At 56.6% G+C, this 26,436-nt stretch carries 17 protein-coding genes; 12 read left to right on the top strand and 5 right to left on the bottom strand.

Annotated features, from left to right (window positions below):
- From NP590_RS13400 to NP590_RS13385, 4 genes are all read right to left on the bottom strand, one after another.
- The gene (locus NP590_RS13400) at positions 1-6,075 is read right to left on the bottom strand and encodes a PAS domain S-box protein (RefSeq protein ID WP_256602988.1); all 6,075 of its coding nucleotides are present in this window, start codon (positions 6,073-6,075) and stop codon (positions 1-3) included.
- 238 nt (positions 6,076-6,313) lie between these two features.
- Positions 6,314-7,285 carry a nitrate- and nitrite sensing domain-containing protein gene (locus NP590_RS13395; RefSeq protein WP_256602987.1) on the bottom strand — a complete coding sequence of 324 codons (972 nt, stop codon included), beginning with the start codon at positions 7,283-7,285 and terminating at the stop codon, positions 6,314-6,316.
- A gap of 18 nt (positions 7,286-7,303) precedes the next feature.
- A complete protein-coding gene (locus tag NP590_RS13390) occupies positions 7,304-8,467 on the bottom strand; it encodes a methyl-accepting chemotaxis protein (RefSeq protein WP_256602986.1) in 1,164 nt (387 codons plus the stop codon).
- Positions 8,468-9,308: 841 nt separating this feature from the next.
- On the bottom strand, positions 9,309-9,911 hold the full coding sequence (locus NP590_RS13385; protein WP_256603012.1) for an arylesterase: 603 nt from the start codon (positions 9,909-9,911) through the stop codon (positions 9,309-9,311).
- A gap of 1 nt (position 9,912) precedes the next feature.
- Between NP590_RS13385 and NP590_RS13380 the strand changes: the two genes are divergently transcribed.
- The 8 genes from NP590_RS13380 to NP590_RS13345 all read left to right on the top strand — a co-directional run bounded on the left by NP590_RS13380 (position 9,913) and on the right by NP590_RS13345 (position 19,930).
- Positions 9,913-10,602 (top strand): ABC transporter ATP-binding protein, encoded by a 690-nt coding sequence (locus NP590_RS13380; RefSeq protein ID WP_256602985.1) that lies wholly within the window; start codon positions 9,913-9,915, stop codon positions 10,600-10,602.
- Positions 10,599-13,082, top strand: a complete 2,484-nt coding sequence (locus NP590_RS13375) for an ABC transporter permease (RefSeq protein WP_256602984.1) — start codon at positions 10,599-10,601, stop codon at positions 13,080-13,082. The genes NP590_RS13380 and NP590_RS13375 overlap by 4 nt, the downstream gene beginning before the upstream one ends.
- 186 nt (positions 13,083-13,268) lie before the next feature.
- Positions 13,269-14,582, top strand: coding sequence for a sigma-54 interaction domain-containing protein (locus tag NP590_RS13370; RefSeq protein WP_256602983.1), 1,314 nt, complete (start codon positions 13,269-13,271; stop codon positions 14,580-14,582).
- An 8-nt stretch (positions 14,583-14,590) separates the two neighbouring features.
- Complete coding sequence (locus NP590_RS13365) at positions 14,591-15,514, top strand: HDOD domain-containing protein (RefSeq protein WP_256602982.1); 924 nt, start codon at positions 14,591-14,593, stop codon at positions 15,512-15,514.
- Between the two features lie 74 nt (positions 15,515-15,588).
- Complete coding sequence (locus NP590_RS13360; RefSeq protein WP_256602981.1) at positions 15,589-17,034, top strand: serine/threonine protein kinase; 1,446 nt, start codon at positions 15,589-15,591, stop codon at positions 17,032-17,034.
- A 41-nt stretch (positions 17,035-17,075) separates the two neighbouring features.
- On the top strand, positions 17,076-17,633 hold the full coding sequence (locus NP590_RS13355; RefSeq protein WP_256602980.1) for an FHA domain-containing protein: 558 nt from the start codon (positions 17,076-17,078) through the stop codon (positions 17,631-17,633).
- 3 nt (positions 17,634-17,636) lie between these two features.
- Complete coding sequence (locus NP590_RS13350) at positions 17,637-19,040, top strand: FHA domain-containing protein (RefSeq protein ID WP_256602979.1); 1,404 nt, start codon at positions 17,637-17,639, stop codon at positions 19,038-19,040.
- 2 nt (positions 19,041-19,042) lie between these two features.
- On the top strand, positions 19,043-19,930 hold the full coding sequence (locus NP590_RS13345) for a PP2C family protein-serine/threonine phosphatase (RefSeq protein WP_256603011.1): 888 nt from the start codon (positions 19,043-19,045) through the stop codon (positions 19,928-19,930).
- A 51-nt stretch (positions 19,931-19,981) separates the two neighbouring features.
- Here the strand turns inward: NP590_RS13345 and NP590_RS13340 are convergent, their stop codons facing one another.
- A complete protein-coding gene (locus NP590_RS13340) occupies positions 19,982-20,644 on the bottom strand; it encodes a DUF2490 domain-containing protein (RefSeq protein ID WP_256602978.1) in 663 nt (220 codons plus the stop codon).
- A gap of 771 nt (positions 20,645-21,415) precedes the next feature.
- Here NP590_RS13340 and NP590_RS13335 point away from each other — a divergent pair.
- The 4 genes from NP590_RS13335 (at position 21,416) to NP590_RS13320 (ending at position 26,419) form a co-directional block, all read left to right on the top strand.
- On the top strand, positions 21,416-22,276 hold the full coding sequence (locus NP590_RS13335) for a GGDEF domain-containing protein (RefSeq protein ID WP_256602977.1): 861 nt from the start codon (positions 21,416-21,418) through the stop codon (positions 22,274-22,276).
- 119 nt (positions 22,277-22,395) lie between these two features.
- On the top strand, positions 22,396-23,310 hold the full coding sequence (locus NP590_RS13330) for an AEC family transporter (RefSeq protein WP_256602976.1): 915 nt from the start codon (positions 22,396-22,398) through the stop codon (positions 23,308-23,310).
- Complete coding sequence (locus NP590_RS13325) at positions 23,307-24,536, top strand: competence/damage-inducible protein A (protein ID WP_256602975.1); 1,230 nt, start codon at positions 23,307-23,309, stop codon at positions 24,534-24,536. Before NP590_RS13330 ends, NP590_RS13325 begins: the two co-directional genes overlap by 4 nt.
- Entirely contained in the window at positions 24,527-26,419 is a 1,893-nt protein-coding gene (locus NP590_RS13320; RefSeq protein ID WP_256602974.1) for an ATP-binding cassette domain-containing protein, read from the top strand. Before NP590_RS13325 ends, NP590_RS13320 begins: the two co-directional genes overlap by 10 nt.
- Positions 26,420-26,436 lie beyond the last annotated feature (17 nt).

Here is a 26,436-nt window from a genome sequence, read left to right as displayed (position 1 = left end):
TTACTCCGGTATCGATAAATTCAGGCTCTGCAACAGACTACGTACAGCGGCTTCAGCCCCGCGGAAATCGAAGTCGGCCAGTAGCGCGTCCAACTCGGCCAGTTGGATAGGGGTCGGGTGCTGCCGCAGCCGGCCCAACCAGACTTCGGAATCATCGGGATCGTTACGGTCGAGCGCTTTCAACATGCCCTCGAACAAGGCAATAACGTCGTCCTCGCGCGGGTCTAAACTTGGTTTCACCGTGGCAGTTGGTTTATCGGATTCCGTCCAAGCGTCGACTGTCGCACATACCCGGTCTATAGCAGCTTGCAGTTCTGTCGCTAGTCTAAATGCTGCCTCGCCCCCTTTCAAGCGTGTTTCCAGTTTGCCGGCCAACTCCGCAATTTGAGGTAGCCGCAGGGTTCCCGCCACGCCATACAGTTTATGCGCCAGAGCCGCCGCCGCTTTCAGGTTACCTTCGCCGCAGGCGGCTGCGATAGATGTCCCGTGTTGAGCGTAAGCAGCAACAAATTTCTCAAGATAAGTGCGGTAGACGTCGAGTTGGCCCCACTGGCTACGCACTGCCGGCATATCGATAACTGGCAAGTCGGGTTCTCCGGCGCCGGTCGCCGGCAGCGGCGGCGATACGCTTGCCGCGTCGACGGCTGCGCCGCTAGCGCCCGAGGTGGCCTTTCCGGCTAAGCATCCGGTCCAGCGTTGAATGGTTTCCATCATTTGCGCCACGTTGAACGGCTTGGCGATAAAATCGCTCATGCCGGATAGCTGCGCCGCATCGCGTAATTCTTGGAAGGCGCCGGCGGTCAGCGCGACGATGGGTAGCTCCCGCCAGCGTTCGTCCTCGCGGATAAAGCGGGTGGCGGCATAACCGTCCAGGCGCGGCATCTGCAAGTCCATCAACACGATGTCCGCCGCATCCGGATGGGCTTGCAGCCATTCCAGCGCGTCCTGGCCGTCGCAAGCGGTATCGACGATCGCGCCATCGGCCTCCAGGATACCTTTTGCCACTTCCCGGTTAATATCGCTATCGTCCACCACCAGCACGCGCACGCCGGCAATACGGCGATTGCCCGCGGTGGCGGCCGGCGCCGGGGTTGGTTGCAAATGTCCTTGCCGGCGTTGATTCAGCGAGTCGGCGACGGCAGAGTAGAGCGTCGAGGCGGTGACCGGTTTGCTGAGCACTTTGGCCACTCCCTCTATACCCGGCTGGGCTAATAAATCTTCGCGCAAATGAGCGGCGACCATCAGCAGTATCGGCGGGTCCAGGTCCCGGTATTTGTCCTGAAGCGCTTGCCGTATGGCCCGAGCGGCATTCAGTCCGTCCAGTCCCGGCATTTTCCAATCCAACACGATGGCATCGTAATAACGCTTGCCGTCTATTCTGGCCAGCGCTTGCATCAGGGCGGCTTCGCCGGAATCGGCGGTATCGGCCCGCCAGCCCATGGATTTTGTCACAGCGGCCAGCGCCTCGCGCACGCTGGCGCGGTCATCCGCGATCAGTAGTTCGAGTCGGGTTAGCTCGACGGGCCGGCGTTCCACGCGCTGGTCGAGCTGCAACGGCAACACGAACCAGAATTCGCTGCCTTGGCCAACTTCACTGATAACTTGCAGATTACCGCCCATCAGTTCCACCAGTTGCAAGCTGATGCTCAAGCCCAAGCCGGTACCGCCGAATCGGCGGCTGATGCTGTTATCGGCTTGGCCGAAAGCCGAGAAAATCTGCATCTGTTGATCGCTGGAGATGCCGATGCCGGTATCGCGCACCCCAAAACGCAACTTACATTGCGGCTTGTCTGCGGATTCGACACTAATGCGTAATTCGACTTCGCCGCGTTCGGTAAATTTGATCGCGTTACTGAGCAAGTTGATTAATACTTGCTGGAGGCGTAAGGCATCGCCAACCAATGCGTCGATTTCGGCGGGTGGAGTGATGACCAATTCCAAGTCTTTATTATGAGCCGCAGTCGCCATAATAGATGCGAGATTGTCCAGCAGTTCCGTCAGTCTGAACGGCGCTCGTTCGATTTCGATTCGGCCGGCCTCTATTTTGGAAAAGTCGAGGATATCGTTGATCAGGGATAGCAGGGTATGCCCGGCATTGTGGACTTTGCGCACCAAGGCCAGCGATTCGCCGTCCAGATGGCGCTGTTCCAAAAGATAGCAGAAACCCAAAACGGCGTTCATCGGCGTGCGGATTTCATGGCTCATATTGGCCAGGAAGGCGCTCTTGGCATGGTTGGCGGAGTCCGCCAATGCCATGGCTTTTTCCAGTTCGGCGGTTCGGCTGGCGACCAACATTTCCAACTGGTCGCGGTGTTGCTTGAGCTCTTCCTGGGCACGCTTGCTGTCGGTAATGTCCTGGATAACGCCCACGGCAACCTGGCTCTTGCCGTCCGTTCGGTTGATGCGATAGCGGCCTGCGACCATGATCCAGCGGATTTCGCCATCGGTACGCCGAATCCGGCATTCGAATTTGCCTTCGCCGCCGCTGGCAAACGCCTCTTGCAGCACGGCCACGACCCTGGCCTGGTCTGCCGCCAGCACATGCTCCAGGAATTTGTCGACGGACCATGCCGACGCTGTGTCGGAATAGCCAAAAATACGGGCGTGTTCGATCGAACGATAAGCCGTGTGCGTTTCCAAGTCGACTTCCCAGGCGCCGGTATTCGACATCTCCAAAGCAAAATGCAGCCTTGTTTCATTTTCACGGATAGCGGTTTCCGCTTCTTTCAATTCTTGAATGTCGGTACAGGTGCCGCACCATTTTTGTATCCGGCCTTGCTCGTTCAGCAGCGGCACGCCCCGGACCAGCCACCAGCGGTAAACGCCGTCCGCTCGCCGCAAGCGGCATTCCAATGAATAGCTTTCCCTGTGCTGTGTGGCGCGTTGCCATGCATCCCATGCGCGTTGCTTATCATCCGGATGGAAAGGAATATTCCAACCGTGACCGTAACTTTCTTCAAGCGTAAGCCCGGTGTATTCGACCCATTGATGATTGAAGTAAATATTCCAACCGTCAGGCCGTGTCACCCAGACAATTTGCGGCATGGCCTCGGTTAGTCCCCGAAATTCGCGCTCGCTCTCACGCAAGGCATCCTCAGTCTGCTTGAGCAGGGTAATGTCATGTATGATGACAATGACTCCATCAATCTCGTCGCCGTTAAGTATCGGCTCATAGATAACTGAATATCGTCTTGGCGCGGCCTCAGAGGCTAGTGGCAGCATCAATTCATATATCACCTTTTCACCGGCGAAGGCTCGATCGAGGTGTGGTGAAATCTGCGTCGCATAGCTGGATGCCAGCACCTCGGACGGCGAACTTCCAATCAGCTCGTCGGCTGACTGAGAAAGTCCAAGAATACGGACATAGGCAGGGTTAACGAACCTGTATTGCCGATTGCGATCAAGCGTGACAATACCGACTGATATGTTGTCAGTAACAGACCGCAGCCGCGACTCGCTCTCGCGTAGCGCCGCCTCTGCTTGTCTGCGTTCGGTTATATTGCGGCTGACCGTTGCCCAGCCGACCGGCATGCCGGCGGCGTCATCGACACTGAACAGATAGTAGTTCATCCAAATCGGCTCGCCGGTCTGAAAGTGCCGCAAGCGGATCTCCACGTCGCCGTGCCCCTCCCGTTGCACGCGCGGGAAGAACTCCTCGGCGATGAAACGCCGATCTTCCGGAAAGAAATAGTCCTGTACCTTGACCCGGCAGGCGGCGGCCACATCCGGTAGACCGACCATGCGCCGCCCCTCGGGATTAACGTAAAGGAAATTCATATCCAGGTCGCACATGCCAATGAATTCGCTGCTACTTTCAGCCAGCAGGAAGAACTTCTGCCGCTCAATCTCAAGCTGTTTACGTCCGGAGATGTCTTCTACGACAGAGATGAAGTACCTCGGCTGCCCGGTATCGCCACGAACCAGGGCTACGGTCAGATTGATCCAGACGACGGAGCCATCCTTATGCAGGTAACGCTTCTCCAAGGAATAGGTATCGATCTCTCCGCTCAGCATCTGCTGCATGTATCCGAGATCGGTGTGGAGATCATCAGGGTGAGTGATGTCCTGAAATGTCTTGGTTGCCAGTTCTTCGTGAGAATAGCCGACAATATCGCACAGTTTTTGGTTGACTCTCATCCACCGTCCTTCGGGACTTACTTGCGCAATGCCCACGGCGGCCAGATCGAAAAAGGCGCGAAATTCGCGCTCGTTTTCCTGTATGCGTAACTGGGTTTCAGCCTCTTTGCGCAACCGTGAAATTTCAAGACATGACCCAACATGAGCCAATAATTCGCGCGCACTAAACGGCTTGGTCAAGTAGCCATCGGCCTTGTGTTTCAAGCCTTGGATGCGTTCTTCTTCCCCGGCACGCGCCGACAGCAAAATGACCGGAATCGTGCTGGTTTTTCGATCCTCCCGTAGGGCGCTCAGCAAGCCGATGCCGTCCAGGCCCGGCATCATGATGTCGGTCAGCACCAGATCGGGCCGGCGTTGGCGCACCGCTGCCAGCGCCGCTTCGCCGTCGCGTACCGCTGCCACGTCGTAGCCCTGTTTTCGTAAAAGCCGGGCGACATAGCCGCGCATGTCGGCGTTATCGTCGGCAACCACGATGTGTGCACTCGCTCCGGAATTTTGCGCTATCGATTTGTCCGCTCCAGTTTGCTGGCCCGAGTCGTAATCATGTTCCGTCCCTAGCTCCCAACGTATTGCCTCTTCGGCGAAAAAATTGGCGCCACTCGGAGCGGTATTCACCGCCTGGGACAGACGAATGCGCTCCGCCGGCAGATGTGCGGTGCCTGCGAGGATAGTCACGGTAAATGTGCTGCCGACACCCGGAGTACTCGTTACACTGATTTCGCCGCCATGCAAGCGGGCCAGCTCCTGTACAAGAGCCAGACCGATACCGCTACCCTCATGACTACGCGCACGCACGTTTGGCACCCGGTGGAAGCGGTCGAATATATGTTCAAGTTGATCCGGCGCAATTCCCACGCCGGTGTCGCGCACGGCCAGTTCGACCGATTTTTCTCGCCAGTGCAACGCCACCTCGATTTCGCCGGCAAAGGTGTGTTTGTAGGCGTTGCTGAGCAGGTTGAGGACAATCTTTTCCCACATTTGCCGATCCACATACACCGGTTCCGGTAAAGTCGGGCAGGATATGGCAAGCCGCAGACCCGCATTGTCGGTGGCGGAACGGAATAGGCTGGCCAGTTCGGCGGTATAGGCGGCCAGATCGGTCGCTTCATAGGCCGCTTCCATCCGCCCGGCTTCGATGCGGGAAAAGTCGAGCAGCGAATTGACTAATTTCAGCAGACGCAAGCTGTTTCGATGTACCAGGCTAAGCTGCTCGTATTCGGTTGCGGCTGGCTGCTGGCTTTGCGGGGCAAAGCGGGCCAATAACTCTTCCAGTGGACCCAGCATCAAGGTTAACGGTGTGCGAAACTCGTGGCTGACGTTGGCAAAAAACCGGGTCTTCAGCTCATCCAGTTCCAAGGTTTTGGCATACAGGCGCGACAATTCTTGGTTGGCCGCCTTCAACTCCGCGCTGGCGGAGGCAACCTCTTTACTGCGGGCGAACAGTTCGACTTCCATTTTGACGGCTTGGGCGCGTAAGGTGTCGTTGAGTTGGCTTTGTTCAACGCCAAGCTGTTTGACGCGGATGAACTCGGTTAAATCTTCGGCCCGATGCAGTACGTAGGCAATGCCGCCGTCCTTGTCGAGAATCGGAATATTGATCGGGCTCCAATATCGCTCCTCGAAACCCTCGCTATCGGGTCTGGGAATATCGTATTTTTGCACCGGCATCGTGTCGGGCTTGCCGGACAGCAATACCCGCTGCAGCGAAGCCCGCAAGTTTCGTTGGCCTTCGGCGGTCGGGTCGGCGGGATTATCGGGGAATATTTGAAACATCGTTTTTCCCAATATGTCTTCCCGGCGGGTCAACGTGGCGCGGGTGTAAGCATCACTGACCGCGACGATTTCCAGATTCGCATTTAAAACCAGATAGAGGTCGGGGGACGATTCGAACAGTAAGCGGAAATCCAAATTGTCATGTGTTGGGATGGAATCATTCATTTTTTCTATTCGCTCGTTCCGATTTTACAAGAGCTTCAGTTTGGTGAATTACATAAAACTATACCGCATTGAAAGCGAGTGTCGCGGGCCATTATTGTAGGTCTGATCTTATGGTTGAGGCATAAGTGGGCATGGATCGATCATTTTGACTTCTGCTTGGAGCTTTGCCTTTGCCAAAGTCGGTCGTAATTGCGTCGGACTGCGAAGAATGGAGTCCATGATGAGCTGGTTCTTTGGGTTAAAGATTCAGCTGGGTTGCCGCCATCGTGGCTAACGCTAGGGATGAGATTACAGTGGTCAGTGAGCGGTTGCGGCCGCGGCGGGTATCGGACAGTTGGGTTTCCAATGTCAGGCGGGCGATGGCCGTGCCCTGGTCGTAGAATTCGAACACGCTGTCGAGGGTGCGGCTGGCGTGTTCGAAGAAGCCGCCCGGATTGATGTTGGGTCTATCCGCCGACAGCAGCTCCCGTTCGATCTCGGTCACCAGTTTGTTAATCCGGCTCCTTACCTCGCCGTGAACCTGTTGCAGTTTTTCGCCGGTCATGTCGGCGGGGGTTCTGGTCAGGCCTTGTTCGAGGCGGGCCACGGTTTCGCGAATACGCGTCACCAGAAAGCCGAGTTTGATCCGCTCGGTGCCGAGGCCGCGGCCGGCGGCCGCGATGCCGGTGCCGATGGCGCGGCTTTGGCCGATGGCCTCGGCCGTATCGGGCAGCAAATGCCAGACAATTTCCACGAAGCTGAACGGGCAGCCGCTGTCGCGGTGCAACTGGCTGCGTTCGGCAATATCCCTGATCAGGTGCAGTACCGTCGAAATCAATCGGCAATGGTCCTCGAAGCTCTGCGCCCGGCTGCCGCTTAACACGCGGGGATACAGTTCTTGCCAGTGATTTCGAATGGTCTCGAAATCGGCCCGATGGCATTCGGAGGTTTGCAGATGCCGGGCGATTTGCCCGGCCTGCCGGTTGATTTCGGCTTGCAGGACTGAAATTTTGTATTTGAAGCTGGCGTCGCCGTTGAGATAGCCGTTGACCATGCCGCGGTGCCGCTGGATATTGCCAAGGAACTCCTTAAGTTCCTGATTGATGGTGATGTGCAGCAGCTGCGAGTTGATCTGTCCGAGACGGGCCCGCTGCCGGCAGTACAGCATGCCGGTGCATGCCGCGCCTATCAGTCCGGCGGTCAGTAGTAACAAGGTTAGGGCTTGGGGCATCGCAAATCTCTGGACGGGTTAGTGGGCGACGACTTGCGCCAGTTTGGTCAGATGCAGGGCTATCGCGGCCGATTCCTGGGCGGCTTTGCTGTTTTCTTCGACATGCAGCGCGATAGTTTCGACATTGCGGCCGATTTCCTGGCTTGCCTGGCTTTGCTGTTCGGTGCCGAGGGCAATGGTGGAGACGTTGTCCAGGGCATGGTCGGCATATTCGCGGATGCCGGACAAGACTTTCTCCACGCTGTAAGCCTTGCCGATACCCAGCTCGGTTTGCTGCTGGGTATTGGTGATCGAATGCACGGCTTGAGCGATTTTTTCCCGCACGGTTTCGGTGGTGCCGGTAATTTCCTCGGCGGACTGGCGAACCCGTTGCGCCAAGGTACGCACCTCGTCGGCCACCACGGCAAAGCCGCGACCGTATTCGCCGGCCCGGGCCGCCTCGATTGCGGCATTCAGGGCCAGCAGATTGGTTTGTTCCGAGATGGATTTGATGGTTTCCGATATTTGGGAAACCTGCCTGGAATGCTGTTCCAGATTGCGCATCAAATCCGCCAATTCCTGGATTTCCTCAAACAATTGCTTGATGTCGGCGATGAAGCTGTCGATGGATTCTTGCCCCTGCCGGGACAGTTGTTGGGTGGTCGATGAGATTTTTTCGGTTTCCCGGCATTGCCCGGCCACGTCCGATATGCTGGCGGACATTTGTTCGATGGCGGCGGCCATGGTTGTGGTGCTTTGTCGCTGCCTGTCCAGTTGTTCGGCCACCAATCCGGCGCCCTGATTCAACTGGTCGGCGGCGTAGCTTACTTCCTGAATTGAGGCACGTACCTCGCTCATGCGGCGGCCCAGCTCCCTTGCCGTGTCGTTAAACGCCGTGAACAGTTGCGACATTTCGTCCCGGCCCGAAAAGTGCAGGCGGGTATCGAAGTCGCCGGCGGCCAGTTGCCGGTGCGCGCTCAGCAACTTGTCCAGACCGTCCCGTTGGCTGAAATAGCAACCGTGGAATAGTATCAGCCAGGGCAGCTGGCAGGCCGCGAGGACCAACCATTGGTTGGCGGACAGGCCGAGGCCGGTGTGGTACAGGAATGCCGCCGCCGGCAGCATCAGCGCGCCGAACAGCAAGGCAAATTTCCGCCGCAGGCGAAAATTGTCGAGGAAGCCAAACAACAAAGAAGCGAACATTTTAATCTCGTTGACCAAGAATCATCGAGCTGAATGCTTGCAATATTCTTACCATCTGGATCAGGCCTGATTCGCCGGCCGATGCCGCCTGATTTTGCGCACCAATTCGGGGAATTGCCCGCACTAAATATCGATCGGCGCACCAAGTTGATTCGCATGCATGCGTCCGACGTTGGAAAAAGCCCGGATATTGCCCGGCTGCCCAAGCTCGATCGGGTCTTTACCCGTCGAGATAAGACCGCTTGGCCGCGCTTGCCTGCCCGACAAGCCTGCTGGGGGCAGGCGCGCAAGCGGCCGCACCAAAACAGGGATGAGCGGGGCAAACAATTTTCCCCTTTGGGTAATTGATATTTAAACGACGCCGGGATGCCCGCAGGGATACCCAAAGGGCACAAGAGTTGGCATCCAGTGCCATGGATAACAAGCTTCGAGCCGTCCGTGGAATTTGAATTTCGACAATCCCCGCCGAAATGACGCGAACTACCTGGAATCCGACAAACTAAAAGTAACGTTCATGAAGGCTAGGCATCGCCCCGGCAAATGAAAGTAGTGCAGCTGGGCACGGTTCCTCGCCGGACAGGACGCCGTAAATACGTCCGTGTAGGCTCGACGGCAGCATCCTTGCTGCCGACGCCTGTCCAACAAGCAACCGTACCCGCTCGATTTTTTACTTTCAGAGTAACGTTCATGAAGGCTAGGCATCACCCCGACATATGAAAGTCAACGGCGTTATGTCGTTAGTATTTTGGGCAGTTGCCGCGTGACTTTCAGAGTAACGGGGGATAATCAGCATGCGCTTGGCAACAAGCCGAATTCCGGCAAGTTGTTCAAGACGATATGCTTAGTCCAGCAAGGCTTGTAAATACGGCCAGATTTTTTCGGCGATCAGGGCTTGTGCCTGTTCGTTCGGGTGCAGGCCGTCGATTTGCATCAATTCGGGCTTTAGAGCCACGTCTTCCAGAATAAACGGTACCAGCGGCACGTTGAGTTCGTTCGATAGTTGCGGATAAACGTCGTAAAACATTTCGATGAAACGTTTGCCGTAATTGGGCGGAATTTTCATGCCCAGCAGCAGCACCTTGGCGCCGGCCTGTTGCGAGCGCCGGATCATTTCGGTCAAATTGCTTTTCATGGCCAAGGGTGTCAGACCGCGCAAGCCGTCGTTGGCGCCCAACTCCAATATCAATATGGCCGGTTTGTGGCGGGCCAGGACTTGATCGATGCGCGCCAGCCCGCCGGCGGAGGTATCGCCGCTGATGCTTTCATTGCTGATAACATAGCCGTTGGATTGGTCGTTGAACTTTTGTTGCAGCAGATTCACCCAACCCCGGGATACATCGATACCGTAGCCGGCGCTGATGCTGTCACCCAATACCACAATCGACTTGGCCGTCGCGGCCATCGGCACTAACCCCAGAATTACGGCAAGGACAAGGCTATACATCATGCGAACTCATAGTGAACAAGGCAATACTCCTATCATTGAAACCCGGAATCTGGCCAAATCGGTGCAGACTTTGGAAGGCGAGCTGCATATCTTGTCATCGGTGGACCTGATCATCAAGTCGGGCGAAAGCATTGCCATAGTCGGCGAGTCCGGTTCGGGCAAAACCACCTTGTTGAGTCTGCTGGCGGGCCTGGATACGCCCAGCCGTGGATCGGTCGTCATCAAGGGCCGCGATATTACACGGATGAGCGAAGACGGCAGGGCGGCGTTGCGCGGCGAATTGGTCGGCTTTGTGTTTCAATCGTTTCAATTATTGCCGGCCTTGACCGCGCTGGAGAACGTGATGCTGCCCTTGGAATTGATCGGCGACCCCGAGGCCGAGGCCGCCGCCAGGGTTTTGCTGGAACGGGTGGGCCTGGGTCGCCGGCTCTCGCACACGCCCAGGCAATTGTCGGGAGGCGAGCAACAGCGGGTGGCCTTGGCGCGGGCTTTTGTCGCCGGTCCGGCGATATTGTTCGCCGACGAGCCGACCGGTAATCTGGATAGCAAGACCGGTGCCCATGTCATCGATTTGTTATTCGAACTGAATCAGGAACGCCATACTACCTTGGTATTGGTGACCCATGACGCATCCCTGGCGGCGCGTTGCGGGCGCATGATCAGGCTGGATGCCGGGAGCATGGTATGAAGCGTTTCAATTTGGCGTTACGCCTGTTGCGGCGGGATGGGCGTTCCGGCGAATTGACCTTGCTGGTGCTGGCGCTGCTGATTGCTGTCGCCGGCACCAGTACGATTTCCCTGTTCGCCGATAGATTGCAGCGTACCTTGTCCGTACAGGTGGCCGAGTTTCTGGCCGGCGACCTGGTTTTGGCCGGTTCTCAAGCGATAGACGACAGCTGGCGCGCTCGGGCGGCGGATTTGGGCTTGACGCAGTCGCAAACCACCGAATTCAGCAGCGTGCTGCTGGAAAACGGCCAGATGTTGTTGGCTGCGATCAAGGCCGTCGGTCAGTCCTATCCACTACGGGGGATTTTAAAAACCCTGGAAGTCGAGGAGGGAGAGGAAGTTACCGTCCGTCAAGGCCCGGAACCCGGCACGGCCTGGGTGGAAAAACGTATCCTGTCAGCCTTGCAGTTGGGCTTGGGCGATCTGTTGACAGTGGGCGAAAAGCCGCTGAGGGTTACTCGCATCCTGACTTACGAACCGGATAAGCGCGGCGATTTTTACAGCTTTTCGCCGCGAGTCGTCATCCATCAGGCCGATCTTCAGGCTACCGGAGTAATTCAGCCGGGCAGTCATGTGCATTACTTTTATCAGTTCATCGGCGCCGAACCGCAATTGAAGGCATTCAAACAGTGGCTGAAACCACAACTCAATCCGTCCCAACGCATCCTGGATATTCATGAGGACAGGCCGGAGCTGGGTTCGGCCTTGCAACGGGCGGAACGCTATCTGGGGCTGTCCAGCATCGTGGTGGTTTTGATTGCCGGGGTGGCGATTGCCATGGCCGCCGGACGTTATACCGAGCGCCACTTCAATGCCGCGGCCTTGTTCCGTTGCCTGGGTTGTCGGCAAGGCGAAATCCTCTGGTTATATACGCTGCAATTTTTACTGCTGGGGGCCTTGGCCAGCGCGGCCGGCTGTTTGTTGGGTTGGCTGGGGCAACTGGGCTTGTTTTACGTATTGAAGCCCTTGTTGCCGCAACAACCGGCCGACCCGGGCCTGTTGGCGGTGGTGTTCGGTTTTGTCACCGGCATGGCAATTTTGCTGGGCTTCGCCTTGCCGCCACTGTTGCGCTTGCGGGAAGTGTCGCCGCTACGGGTGTTGCGGCGGGAGTTGGAGCCCTTGCCGGCCAAAGCCTGGCTGGTTTACGGCTTGGCGATTGCGGTGATGTCCGCGCTGATAGGGCGTTACAGTAACGATTGGCAAATGACCGCCAGTGTCATCGGTACCGGCTTGCTGAGCTTGCTGGTGCTCGGTTTGCTGATTGCCTGCGCGCTTAGCTTGTTGCGTCCGCTGCTGCCTCGGCTGGGGGTGATTTGGCGCTTTGGCGTTCAAGGTCTGTTGCGTAACCGGCGGGCCAGCGTCAGTCAGATTCTGGCTTTCAGTATCACCTTGGCGGCCATGAGTTTGAGCTTTACGGTGCGTAACGATTTGATCGATCAGTGGCAACAACAATTGCCGGAGCGGGCGCCCAATTATTTTGCCCTCAATATCATTCCCGCCCAGCAGCCGGCTTTTGCGCTGGATCTGAGCGGTGCGGGCATGGAGGGTAGTGCGTTTTATCCGGTGGTCAGGGGACGCTTGGTGGCTATCAATGCCGAGCCGGTGCAAAAAAGGGTCAGCAAGGACAGTCAGGGCGAAGCCGCCACCCAACGCGATTTGAGCCTGACCTGGGCGGCGGCGATTCCGGCCGATAATACGCTGACCGCCGGCGAGATTTGGCCGCAAAATGAAGCCGGTTGGGTGTCGGTGGAGCGGAAGCTGGCCGACAATTTGAATATAAAGGTTGGGGATGAATTGCAATTCACCATCGGCAGCGAGCAGGTTAGTGCCAGGGTGGCCAATCTCCGCAGTCTGGAGTGGGATACCATGAAGCCCAATTTCTACATGATTTTCTCGCCCGGCACGCTGGACGGTTTTCCGTTCACTTATCTGACCAGTTTTTATTTGCCGGATGCCGGTAAAGATCTGCTGAATCAACTGCTGAAAACCTATCCGGCCATTACCGTGCTGGATGTGGATCAGGTTTTGAAACAGTTCAAAACTATACTGATGCAATTGACTCAAGCCATTGATCTGTTGCTTTATTTTGCCTTGGCGGCCGGTTTTGCGGTGCTGTTCGCGGCGGTATATGCCACTCTGGACGACAGGATCCGCCAAGCGGCCTTGATGCGCACCCTGGGTGCCAAGCGCGGCTGGCTGGCAAGCACTCATTTGGTCGAGTTCGGTTTTCTCGGCGCCCTGGCCGGCACAATGGCGGCGATTCTGCAGCAAGTGATTTTGTACGTGTTCTACAGCCGGGTCATGCATATTCCGTATCGGCTTTCCTGGTTGTCGGGGGCGGCGCTGTTGGCGATAGGCGTGGTCTCGGTGGGGTTGGCGGGTTATTGGGGCGTGCGCGAGGTGCTGAATCGATCGCCGATGCGGGTTTTGCGCCGCTTATGAGGATTCCATGGCTTAAAGCGCGTCTATCGGTAATTAAGCCGACGGGAATTTAATTAAATCTTGGGAAATTCGGCATTGTGGCTAAAATGTACGGCCCATGGCTGCCAAAACTGTCAGTTCTGACTGACAGAGGCGACGTGACGTCATGAAAACCCAAGAATGCCGTAACTATTGAATGTAAGGATTATGCCGCAAAGTGTTTTTAAACTTGAATCGTTGCTGGAAACCCATGAACAACCGTTTATGGTTATCGGTGCCGATTTACATGTGTTGGCGGTCAATCAGGCCTGGGAAACGGCGTTTGGCATCGCGCGGGAAGTTCAAGTCGGCAGACCCTGTTGCGAGCAACAGGGCGCATGTCGGCATCAGCGCTTGTTCCAAACTCTTGAGCCCTATGGAGGAATTTTCGAAGTTGACGGGCGCAAGGACAAAAAACTGTTGAATGTGCGAGGTTATCCCTTGCTGGATGCCGACGGGCGCCTGTATTTGGGCGAGTCGCAAAGTCTGCTGCATAAAAGGGGCGACGAAGTTCACCAGAGCGGGATGGTGGGTAAAAGCGAGCCCTTCCTGCGCTTGAAAACCCAGTTGCAACAGGCCGCGGCGATACAGGCCCCTGTTTTGTTGTTGGGTGAGACAGGTACTGGCAAGGAACTTGCTGCGGAATTTATTCATCGCCATTCGCAACATGCGCAGGGCGAATTCGTCATTGCCGATTGCACCGTGTTCGGCGAGGATTTGTTTGAAAGCGAATTGTTCGGACATGAGAAAGGTGCTTTTACGGGAGCGGCATCCGGCAAGAAGGGCTTGTTCGAATTGGCGGATAACGGCACGCTGTTTTTGGATGAAATCGGCGAGTTGCCGGTTTCTCAACAAGCCAAATTATTGCGAGCGTTGGAAAGCGGTCAGTTTCGGCGGGTGGGCGGCACCGTTACGCTGAAGGCCAATGTCAGGGTGTTGTGCGCGACCCATAGGAATCTGGCGGATATGGTCAGGCAAGGCCGCTTTCGGGAAGATTTGTTTTACCGCTTGTCGGTTTTTCCGATCGAAATTCCGCCGTTGCGCGAACGTAAACAGGATATACCGATTTTGGTGGAACATTTTTTAAAACAGTTTGGCCCCTTGAAAGGCCAACATTTAACAATCGGTCGCGAGGGCCTGATCAAATTGATACAACATGGCTGGCCCGGTAATATCCGTGAATTGAAAAATTGCCTGCATTTGGCGACCGGCTTGTGCGCGGGGGCTATCATTCAGCCCCAGGATATTCATTTCATGCGTATGATAGGGGAACAGACCGGGTCGTTAGCCATGGAAGACGTTGATTTGCAGCAGGCACCGGCCGGCAATGGCGGAAATATGTCTACACTGGAGCAATATGAAGCCAGTTTTATCGGCAGCTTGATCAAAAAATATCAGGGAAACCGTAAATTAATCGCCGCCGAAATGAATATCAGCGAAAGAACTTTATACCGGAAGCTTAACCGGCTCAATTTGAACTAGGCACTTTCATGCAGTCATCGTTATTTAACTGGACGCTCAACGCGATCAATCCGCAAAACAATGGGTTCACTCCGCCCATGGACATGCGCGAGGCGATTTCCAGTATCAAAGCGTTGCCGCCATTGCCGGGCAGTGCGGTACGGATAGTCAATCTGATTTCCGATCCCAAGGCCGACGTCGACAAGTTGGCCGAAATCATAGAACTGGATCCGTTGTTGACGGCGCAAATCATTCGTTGGTCCACCTCGTCGCTGTACGGTTATCGCGGCAAAATTTGCAGCGTGCGGGATGCCATCGTGCGGGTGTTGGGCTTTAATTTTGTGCTGGATTTGGCTTTGGGGCTGTCGGTGTTGGCGCCGTTGCGCGCGCCCAAGGAAGGCGTGATCGGTATCAGGATGTTCTGGATTCATGCACTGGCCAGTGCCTCGCTGATGAAAAAACTGGCGCTGGAAATGCCGGCCGAATCCGGCGTGAGCCCGAACGAAGTTTTTCTGGCGGCCTTGCTGCACAATATCGGTTTCCCGCTGCTCGGGCATCAGTTTCCCGGCGAATTCGAGTACTTGAACAAATTGATCAATGCCAACCCCGGCTTGTCGATTTATAACCTGGAGACCTTCGCGTTTGGCGTCAACCATACCCAGATCGGCGCCTGGCTGATGAGTGCGTGGTCGCTGCCGAGCGTGGTAACCGATATCGTCTACCACCACCACAACCCCTTCTACCGTGGCGAACATCATCTCTTGACCCTGTTGACCTTTCTGAACGACTATCTGCTGGGCCAGATCGGTATCGGCGACGCGGCCAATCAAAACTGCCCGGAAGAGGTTTGGAGCGTTTTGGCCCTGGAACCGGCTACCGGCCTGAGAATCGTCGATAGTCTACAGGACGAACTAATAGCCATCACCGACATGGCGGATATGCTGACGCTTTAAGTCCGGGGTAGTTGAACACCCGGCTAGTGGACAGGTACCCTTTATTCGCGGCGAGCAACCCCGAAGATGTCCCGATGAGCCAACCGTCTTGCCCCGCCTGCCTGTCTCCCTTGTCCGGTCAGTCGTTTTGCTCCCAGTGCGGTTGGTACCGGGGAATGCAACAGGACGCGCAATATCTGCCGGTCGGCACGGTGGTCAATCCGCCCTATCGGGTGGCCCGCGTGTTGGGGCATGGCGGTTTCGGTATTACCTATCTGGGCTGGGATGCCAATCTGCAAATCAAGGTGGCCATCAAGGAATACATGCCGCGCGACTTTGCCCGCCGCGATCCATTGAGCGGCAGGGTTTTGGCGCATGCCTCGGCCGAGGCGGAATTTTCCGCCGGCTTGAACTGCTTTCTCGATGAAGCCCGCAATCTGGCCAAATTTCAGCAACATCCCGGCATTGTTTCGGTTCTGGCTTTTTTTCCCGCCTTCGGCACCGGCTATATGGTGATGGAATATGTGGAAGGCCGCACCTTGAAAGCCTATTTGGATCAACGCGGACGACTGGATTGGGCCAGGACGCTGGATATTTTCATGCAGATCATGGACGCCCTGCGGGCCGTGCATAGTACGGGCCTGCTGCATAGGGACGTCGCGCCGGACAACATCTACCTGTGCGGCGACGGACGGGTGAAATTATTGGATTTTGGCGCGGCCCGGGCCCGCTTGGGCGGCAACCTTCAGGCTGGCGATACGCAAACCGTGCTGGTGAAACCCGGTTTTGCGCCGGAAGAACAATATCGCGACGATGGCCGGCAGGGCCCCTGGTCAGATGTCTACAGCCTAGCGGCCAGCATGTATTATTGTCTGACCGGAATCGCGCCGCCGGATGCCCTGGACAGAGTGAAACAGGATACGCTCAAACCCCTGGCGGATTTGGGAGCGGCGCTTCCGCCGGCGGCGGAACGAAACCTGCTGGCGGCATTGGCGGTAGACGCGTCGCAACGGCCGCAAAGCATGGAAGCGCTACAACAGCGATTTCTCGCCACGCAAGCCGAGTTGCCCGCGCCAGCGAAAACCGCAATCGCGCACACGCCCCCATCAAATCGTCAAGCTCTAGCGTCCGCCGATATTGACAGGCCAAAGCAATTTCAGTGGTGGCGTTGGTTGCTGGTTGCGGGTATCGTTCTATTATTGAGTTTAATCCTGCGCGGCAGGGGAGAACGAATGCCCGCTTCCAGCCCGATAGAAGCGATATCTCAAGAGATCGTCTCGCCAGCCGGGCAGGAGCGGTCCGAGGTAAACGGGCCAGCGGAAGAACAACAATCGGCCTTGCGGCGAATACGGGAAAGGCAGGAGGCCGAACAGTTGAAACAACAGCAGGAGGCGGCTCTGAAGCGTTTTGAAGAACGGCGGCGGCTGGAACAGGCGGCACAGTCAGACAAACAAACCGAATCCGCAGCCGAGCATATGCGTAGCCTGTGTGCCGAATGGGGCGCTACAATGGGCTGCCAGGAACCTGGGAACAGCCCATGAGGCATGGACTGTGAATTTATTTACGGAAAAGGGCTACCGTTATGAAACTGATACGTTGTGAGCGCGGCCATTATTACGATGTCAGGCAACACAGCAGTTGTCCGTCCTGCGGCGTGGCGGGGCTGGACGTTGCCGCCGCGCAGGGTTCCGCCGCTCCGGCGGAGGCCATGGTGACGCAAGTGCGCGGTCAGGCCGGACCGGTGGCCGATGTGGGCGTGACGGTAGCCATGGTGCGCAAGAAAATCGGTATCGATCCGGTGGTCGGCTGGCTGGTTTGCGTGCGGGGGCCGGAAAAAGGCCGCGACTACCGGGTACGCAGCGAGCGTAACGCTATCGGCCGCGGCGCCGACATGGCGATTTGCATCAATGGCGACGAGGCCATTTCCCGCGAAAACCATGCCTACATCAGTTTCAATCCGCGCAAGGGCAGTTTTAGAATTGCGCCCGGCGACGGGCGCGGCATGACTTATTTAAACGGCGAGGAAGTGGATGTGCCCATGCCCTTGCAGGCCTATGACCGAATCGAATTGGGGCAAACTCATCTGCTGTTCGTTCCGCTGTGCGGCGAAAGATTCGGTTGGGAAAACGGGGAGGAGTAAGGCATGCGTTATGTTGCCGTGTTGTTGCTGGGGATGATCTGCGGACTTGCAAGGGCCCAGGATGCGGGTGAATTGCGCCTGATCCAGGCTCGGGCGGCTATGCCATCGCTGTGGGTCTGGCTGAATTTGCCGGCCGATACGGAATTAAAGCCCGAGCAATTCACGCTTAGCGTGGGTCCGCAAGCGGCCGGTGTCAAGGCCGTGGAGCCGTTTCGAAATACTGGCGAGGGGGTGGCTTATATATTCCTGGTGGATATCTCCAAATCCCTGCACAGTCGGGAATTTCAGCAAATCAAGCGCTCCCTGCTGCATTGGCTGGAAGGCATGGGGCCGGAAGATCGGGCGGCATTGATCAGCTTTGGTCGTCAGGTTGTCCGCGTCAGCGACTTTACCGCCGACCGTTTCAGTCTCGGCAAGGCCATTGAGGGACTGGCCGCCACGGATATGGAAACCGCTTTGTACGGAGGCTTGCTGGAGGCGATCGGTTTAGGGCGCAATCCATCGGCCGGTTTACCAGGGCGCCGGGCCATCGTGGTGTTAAGCGACGGCATGGACGACAGTCTGGCGGGCGTATCGGTGGATGAAGTGTTCAAACAGAGTCGGGAATACCGGGTGCCGATATATAGCATCGGTTTTGCCGTACCGCCCCTCAATGAACAAAAACGTGACGGACTGAAGGTGCTGGGCATGTTGTCCCGACAATCGGGCGGCTATTTTGTGCAGGCCGACCCGGCGCAACTCGAGCTCGCCTACGAAAAACAACAGCAATTGATCGCCCGGGCCTATCGCTTGAGTGCCGACTGCCCGCAATGCGTGGCCGACGGACAGTTGCAGCATATCAATTTGACCTGGAGCGACGGACGCAGAACATTAAGCGACAGTCTGGATATGCGCCTGCTGCCGGCGGCGCAGTTTGCCGCGCCGCAAGCGCCGGGTCCGGCGCCTGCGGCGGGAAGATGGCCGGTTTTACTGTTGGCGCTGGCCGTATTGGCGTTTTTGCTGGGTCTGATACTGGTTTATCGTCAGCGACTGGCCCAACCCGGGCTTAAGCCCGCAACGGAAATTCCGCCGCCAGCCGCCGTCGTGCCCATGGCAAGGCCGGTAGCGGGCTTGGCCGTTAAATTGACCGTGGTGGCGGGCGCCTGGAAAGGCCGAATGTATCAATTGAACATTGCCGAGCAAGTCACGCTGGGAAGGGCGGACAATTGCGATTTATGCCTGAATGACGACGTGGAAATTTCAAACCAGCACACCTTGTTGCAAATGAAAAACGGCAAGTTGATCAGCCGCGATTTAAATTCCACCAACGGAACGCTGATCAATGGGGTGCCGATACACAACGATTATCCCTTGCGTAGCGGTGATTTGTTGTTGTTGGGGCGTACCGAACTAAGGATAGAATTTTGACGATGGATATCATTCCCGGTAACGCCAGCCATATCGGACAACGCTCGCAACAGCAGGATGCTTTTGCGTTGTCGGATTTTAACGATGAAGAGTTTGTCGCCCACGGCGGTTATTTGGCCGTGCTGGCCGACGGTATTGGCGGCCTGTCGAATGGAGCGCAGGCCGCCAATATCGCGGTTACCGAAATGGTAACCCGCTATCTGAACAAATCCAGCGTTCAGTCGGTGGATCATGCCCTGGATCAGGCCCTGGACATGGCAAACCAGGCGGTTCTGGACGCGGGACATTGGTACGACAGTTTTCGGGACATGGGAACTACCCTGGTGGCCGCGGTGATTTATCAGGGTCACCTTTACTGGCGGGCGGTGGGCGATAGCCACGTATACTTGTGCCGGGACGGGCGCTTGAGTCAGTTGAACGCGGATCATAATTACGCCAGACAACTGCAGGCCCAGGTCAACGAGGGCTTGATCAGCCAGGATTTGGCCGACAGGCACCCGCATCGGCGGGCGCTGGAATATTATCTCGGTTTGCCCTATTTGCCCGAGGTCGAGCGAAACCTGAATCCCTTGGCCTTGCGGGACAACGACAGAATCCTGCTGTGTTCCGACGGCATAGACGGCGTGTTGTCGGCCGCTGAAATCGCGGCCTGCCTGGACAATATGCCGATGCGGGCCGCCCAGTGCCTGTGTGATGCCGTGTTAAAAAAACAACAGTTTGGTCAAGACAACCTGACGGCGGTGGTGCTGGGATATCGGCTTAACGAAGTCGATGCAAGCCGGTCATTGGTCGGCAGGCTGAAAAACCGCTGGATCATTTTCAGCCACGCCGGCTGGCTGATGTTGGCTATTCACCAGTGCTGGTCTTTGCTTGCCGCTCCAGGCCTTTAAAGCCGGGTCGCGGTGTTCTGAGTTCGAGCAAAAATTCCGCAATACGCACGGCTAAAAATTAACGAAGACCGAAGCCATGCCCAAGTGGCGCATGGTGGCATTCAGGTGATTTGCGTCGTCCAGATATTGGTTCATGTAACCGAGTTCGGTCCTGATGTTTTTATTGAACGACCAACCGATACCGGCAAATGCGCGGTTTTGGTCGAAGCCGGATTTGCCGCCCCAACGCGTGGAGTTGATCCGATAGAAGGCTTCATCCCAAGCTATGAAGCTCAATTGGGGTTCAAAATCGAACGGGTGCATGAATCTGATCATTCGCCGCGGCCTTTCCCTGACTTGGTCGCCGGAGACAAAGTTGCTTTCCCACAGGGTTCTGAAAGTGAACGTGCCTATCTCGGTCGGCAAGATATAGCGAAATCCCGGCCAGACATCCTGTTGCGAAACATAAGGTTTATCGATGTTTTGTGTCGGCAGCCAGGTATAACCGGCCCAAATGCTGGCGCGGTCGCTAAGCGAATAGCCGACCGCCGTGCGCGCCATGCCTTGATTCCAATGCCCTAAGTCATTATCGAAACGGCTTTGACCTTCCAGCCAGATGCGGCCCTTTTCCAGCGATGGGTCGATGAATTTTAAACTGCTCTCGGCTATGGCTTGAACCCAGGCGCCGCTGTCTTCGGCCAATTCGCCGGCGTGAACCGCTCGAGAGACCGACATGGCCAAGATAATGGCTGATGTCTTGGCTAAATATTTTTGTGAGCGCGGATATTGCATAACATAAGCTCAAACGGATAGGGGGGGCAGGCCAAACTTGCCTGATTTGCGGACGGCGGCAAACCACCGACGACTCGGTTTCCGTGGATTAGCTAAAAACGCGCCATGATTTTGCGCCAATAGTGTTCTGGTATGCTTACCGCTTGAATTTAGCTAATCCGTGTCAGGCGGCTTGGGCATTTCAAGTCCCTTTCGCACTGGTTTCGTTCGGGGCGCGGCGCGTTTTGGAATTTTCAGTCAATGGATATAGGCTACAACTCGGCGATGTTTCGGCTAGCTTGGGCCGAGCGTTGTTTTGGGACTAAGGGGTTTATGCACCACCGCAATTGGTTTATTTACCCAATGATTTGCCTTGGCTGCCTGATGTGGTTGCGGCTGAAGTTTGAGATAGAACTCGCCGATGGCGGCCCTGGCATTGCTGGCATTTGGAGCCGGTGCGAGGAGTCATGTCCGCGATAGCTCTAGTGGTATCATGCGCTGATCGCCTAGCGTATTGCCGCTGAACCCTACGCGGTGTTAGTCGGGCATGCAGCCGTTTTTAGCGTTTCCAGGGTTTACAGCACTAAATGCCGGATTTGTATCGAAACGGTAAGGGTATTGGAGGGAGGGGCGATGGGTGGTTTTGCCGGATGACTGTCATGCAGTTCGATTATCGGTGCTTGGCCCGGCATTTTCAGCAAATGATTCTTTTCCGGTGGTGCCGGTACTTACCCCATGCAAATTAAATTCACGGGTTATAAAGTTCTGAAATGGCTGGACGGGGTCGATTCCAGGATATTGCTGGGATTGGTTTTTTGCCTGGAATGTTTGATTGCCTGGGCGGATTACCTAACCGGTCCGCTCATGCCTTTCGAGTTTTTTTTCCTGTTGCCGATTGGGTTGGCCGCATTTTTTCTGCGGAGTTTCTGGGCTTACTTTTTTGCCATGCTGTCAGCGCTCGCCGTCATCCCGGTTCTCTCGCAATTGTTCGTGACATCGTTCACGCCGCCGATTGTGATGGAGTTTTTCTCCAGAATGATCGTCTATCTGGTTTTCGCCTGGCTGGGGGTGAAATTGCGGCAATTGTTGAACGAACTGGATCGCCTGGCCAGTCAAGACTCGTTGACGGCTGCCGCGCGGGGGCGGTTTTTTTATGAATTCGGCACGGCCGAATTGGCCAGGTCTTTTCGCTCCAAATCCCCGCTTTGCCTGGTTTTTATCGATCTGGATAATTTCAAGGAAGTTAACGACAACCAAGGCCACCAACTCGGCGATCAATTGCTGGTGGCGGTTGCCGACACCATAAAAGCCAACTTACGCCAGGGCGATATTTTCGGCCGTCTGGGCGGTGACGAGTTTGCCATTTTGCTGGCGCAAACGTCGCGGGAGGAAGCCAAAACCATTACGCGGCGCATGCGGGAAAATTTATTGGCCGCAATTGGTCGTTTTGAAACCCGAGTCACCTTTAGCATCGGCGTGGTGACCTATCTGGCGGACAAGCCGGTCACTATCGCCGAATTGGTCGCCTTGGCGGACAGCGCCATGTACGCGGTGAAAAGATCCACTAAAAACGCCATCCGCTATGTTGTGGCCTGACAGGCGCGCTTGAGCGGACAGCCTTGGTTCAAGTCTCCGGGAATATTCCCCGCTCCGTTGCCTCCGCAACGCGGAGCAACACGTATAATTGCCGAAATATAATCATCTTTAGCGCCCGCATGAACGACACCCTGATACAAATGACCCTAATGATGTTGTGCGGAGCTGGATGGCGCTTGTTTTCGTTGCGGGGCCTGTCGGCGGATCAAACCCGGCTGGCCTTGACCAGCGTGGTGTATTACGTCTTTTTGCCCGCCATGATATTGGACGTACTGTGGCGGGCCGATATCGGCTGGCAGTCCATCCAATTCAGCGCCTTGGGTTGTGCCACCATTGTTGCGGGCCTGGTGTTGAGTTGGTCGATTGCCCGGCTGCTCAAGTTTAAACGGCCGCAAACCGGGGCCGTGATTTTGGCGACGGCGTTTCCCAATGTCACCTATCTGGGCTTGCCGGTGTTGGAACAGGCTTACGGCAGTTGGTCGCGTTCGGTGGTGATACAGATCGATTTGTTTGCCACCGCGCCGCTGGTGTTTACGTTGGGTATTGCGGTGGCCCGCCACTACGGCGACGCCCGGGAGGACAAAACCGGTTCCTTGCTGGGTTTTTTCAATACACCGCCATTCTGGGCCGCCTTGTTGGCGGTGGTGTTGAATCTCAACCAACTGGTGGCTCCCGATTGGTTGATGGGTTTGTTGCAAAAAATGTCGGCGGCCGTGGCGCCCTTGATGATCTTTTCGTTGGGCTTGGCCTTGAGCTGGAGGGCCATACATTGGCGCAATTTGCCTTACATCTTGCCCGTGGTTGGTTTGAGATTGGCGCTATTGCCCTGGATGGCTTGGCATATCGCCGATGCGGTGCAACTGCAGGCGCCTTTTAAGTCGGCCGCCGTGCTGGATTTGGCCATGCCCAGCATGGTGTTGGGGGTGGTGTTTTGCGATCGCTATGGATTGGACAGCGCCTTGTATGCCACGGCGGTCACCATCACCACGCTACTGAGTCTGCTGAGTCTGCCGTTCTGGTTTGGGGTGTTATGAATCCGCTTGCCGAAATTTTCTCCCAGGGCGAGGAAGTGGTCAGCGGTCAAACCGTGGACAGCAATGCCGCCTGGTTGTCGCAACAGTTGAATGAACTGGGATTTACCGTCAAGCGGCATACGGCGGTGGGTGACCGGCTGGACGATTTGGTGGAACTGATCGGGGAAATTGCCGGACGGGCCGACTGTTGCATTTGCACCGGCGGTTTGGGCCCTACCTGCGACGACCTGACCAGCGAGGCTGTCGCCATCGCCAGCGGTCAGGCCCTGCAACTCGACGGGATTGCCCTGCGGCAGATAGAGGCCTATTTTTCAAACCGGCGGCGGCCGATGCCGGATATCAACCGCAAACAAGCTTATTTCCCCGCGCGGGCGCTGCGGATAGATAATCCCGTCGGGACCGCGCCAGGGTTTGCCCTGCGGATTCAACGCTGCTGGTTCGTGTTCCTGCCCGGCGTGCCTTCGGAGATGAAAGCCATGTATTCCGCAGTGCGCGAACAGTTGCTATCCCGCTTTACCCTGCGGCCCGCCCGCTTGGTAAGCTTGCGCAGCATCGGTATCGGCGAGTCGGCCATCCAGCAAGCCCTGGCAACATTATCTTTGCCCGGCGGCGTGCAACTGGGATTTCGCGCCGCGCCGGATGAAGTGCAGACCAAGTTGTTGTTTCCGGCCGACTTCCCGCGGTCCGAAATGCGCGACTGCGTGCAAACGGCGGCAAGCCTGATCGGCGATTATGTGTTCGCCATCGATGGCCTGGACGACGGGCGGGGCGGCGATTTGCTGACGGTGATTGAGCGCGGCATGCGCAATAAGAATTATCGGCTGGCGGAATTGGAAAGCGCCAGCGGCGGTTTGCTGGCGGCCAAATGCCACGGGCGAGATTGGCTGGCGGCTGCGTTTATCGCCAGGGATACCGCCGGCGCGTTCAGGCAACTGGCTGTTGAACCGGATAGCGAGGGCGATTTGGCCAAAGCCGCCGAACGTCTCGCCAAGCGCTTATTAGAGTTGCATAGCGCCGATTTTGCCCTGGTTCAGCTGTTTCAGGGGACGCAAGACGATTATCGGCACAAGGACAAGAGCATAAGCCTTTATAATTGCCTGCTAAGCCGCGCCGGTGTGTTTCACCGTCAACATACCGTCAGCGGCGGCGCGCAAATCAAACAAAATCAGGCGGCGCTTTTGAGCCTGGACTTACTTCGACGCACTTTACAAAACCCATGCCTTTAATTCGCTTAACCAACGTTTCCATCGCCTTCGGCACCCACGCACTGCTCGACAATGCCGCTTTTCAACTCGATGCGGGCGAGCGGGTCGGTCTGCTGGGCCGCAACGGCGAGGGCAAATCCACCCTGATGAAAATCATCGCCGGCGATATTCACGCCGATCACGGCGAAATCTGGCGCCAGCCCGAACTACGGCTGGCCTGGCTGGAACAACAGCCCAATTTGGATGCGGACCACACCATTTACGAAGCCGTGGCCGGCGGCTTGGGCGAATTGGGCCGCTTGATCGCCCGTTATCACGAACTGCTAACCCACATGGACGGCAGCGAGCAGTCCCTGCAGGCCTTGGGCGACGTGCAGCACAAACTGGAAGCCGACAACGGCTGGGAATTTCAAAGCCGGGTGGAAGCGGTATTGAGCAAGCTGCAGTTGCCGGCCGACGTCAAGGTCGGCAGCCTGTCCGGCGGCTGGAAGCGACGGGTGGCCTTGGCGCGGGCCTTGGTGATCGATCCGGAAGTGCTGTTGCTGGACGAACCGACCAACCATCTGGATTTTGAAAGCATCGCCTGGCTGGAAGAACAATTAATGGCGTTTCAGGGCGCGGTGCTGTTCGTCACCCATGACCGGGCCTTTCTGCAAAAACTGGCTACCCGCATCATCGATCTGGACCGAGGGCAGTTGACGTCCTGGGCCGGCAATTATCAGGATTACCTGCAACGCAAGGCTGCCGCGCTGGAAGACGAAGCCAATCAAAATGCCGAATTCGACAAAAAACTGGCCAAGGAAGAAGTCTGGATACGGCAGGGCATCAAGGCTAGGCGTACCCGCAACGAAGGCCGGGTCAGGGCCTTGAAAAAATTGCGCTCGGAGCGCGCCGAGCGCCGCAATACCCAGGGTACCACCAAATTGAATCTGAACAAGGGCGAGACCTCCGGCAAAAAAGTGGTGGAAGCGGTCGATGTAAATTTCAATTATGGCGACAAACCCATCATTCGGGACTTCTCTATCCGTATCGAACGCGGCGACAAAATAGGCCTGCTCGGCAACAACGGGGCCGGCAAATCCACCTTGCTGAAACTGTTGCTGGGGCAATTGCAGCCGACCAACGGCACGGTAGAGTTGGGAACCAATCTGCAAATCGCCTATTTCGACCAGTTGCGGGAACAGCTCGATCCCGAAATGTCGGTGGCCGATAGCGTGCTGGACGGCGGCGAGTTCATCGATTTACCGGGCGGCAAACGCCACGTGATGAGTTATCTGGCGGACTTTTTATTTGCGCCGGCCCGCGCCCGTTCGCCGGTCAGAAGTTTGTCCGGCGGCGAGAAAAACCGCTTGTTGCTGGCGCGTTTGTTTACCAAGCCGGCCAATCTGATCGTGATGGACGAACCGACTAACGACCTGGATCTGGAAACCCTGGAAATCCTGGAAGAAAAGTTGGTGGAGTACCAGGGTACCTTATTGCTGGTCAGCCATGACCGGGAGTTTCTGGATAACGTGGTTACCAGCGTGTTGGTGTTCGAGGGCGAGGGCCAGGTGGGCGAATATATAGGCGGCTATGCCGATTGGTTTGCGTTGTCCGAGCGCGCAAAAAAGACCGAAGCCGAAGCAGCCAAGGCCGCCGAACAAGTCGTCAAAAAAGACAAGCCAAAACCCGCCGCCGGCAAAAAACTCAGCTTCAAGGATCAGCGCGAACTGGAACAATTGCCGGAGCGGATAGAGCAACTGGAAGCCCTGCAAGCCGAATTGGCCGCTAAAATCGGCGGCGGCGAGTTTTATAAACAGAGCCCGGAGGTGGTGTCGGCCACGCTGGAGCAATTGAAAATGGCGGAAGCGGAGTTGGCGCAAGCCTACGCCCGCTGGGATGAATTGGATGCCTTGCAAGGTTGACGGCTAGGAAGATAGTG

Source organism: Methylomonas subterranea (assembly GCF_024505185.1).
Taxonomy (GTDB): domain Bacteria; phylum Pseudomonadota; class Gammaproteobacteria; order Methylococcales; family Methylomonadaceae; genus Methylomonas; species Methylomonas subterranea.
This window is presented reverse-complemented; position numbering and strand designations above follow the sequence as displayed.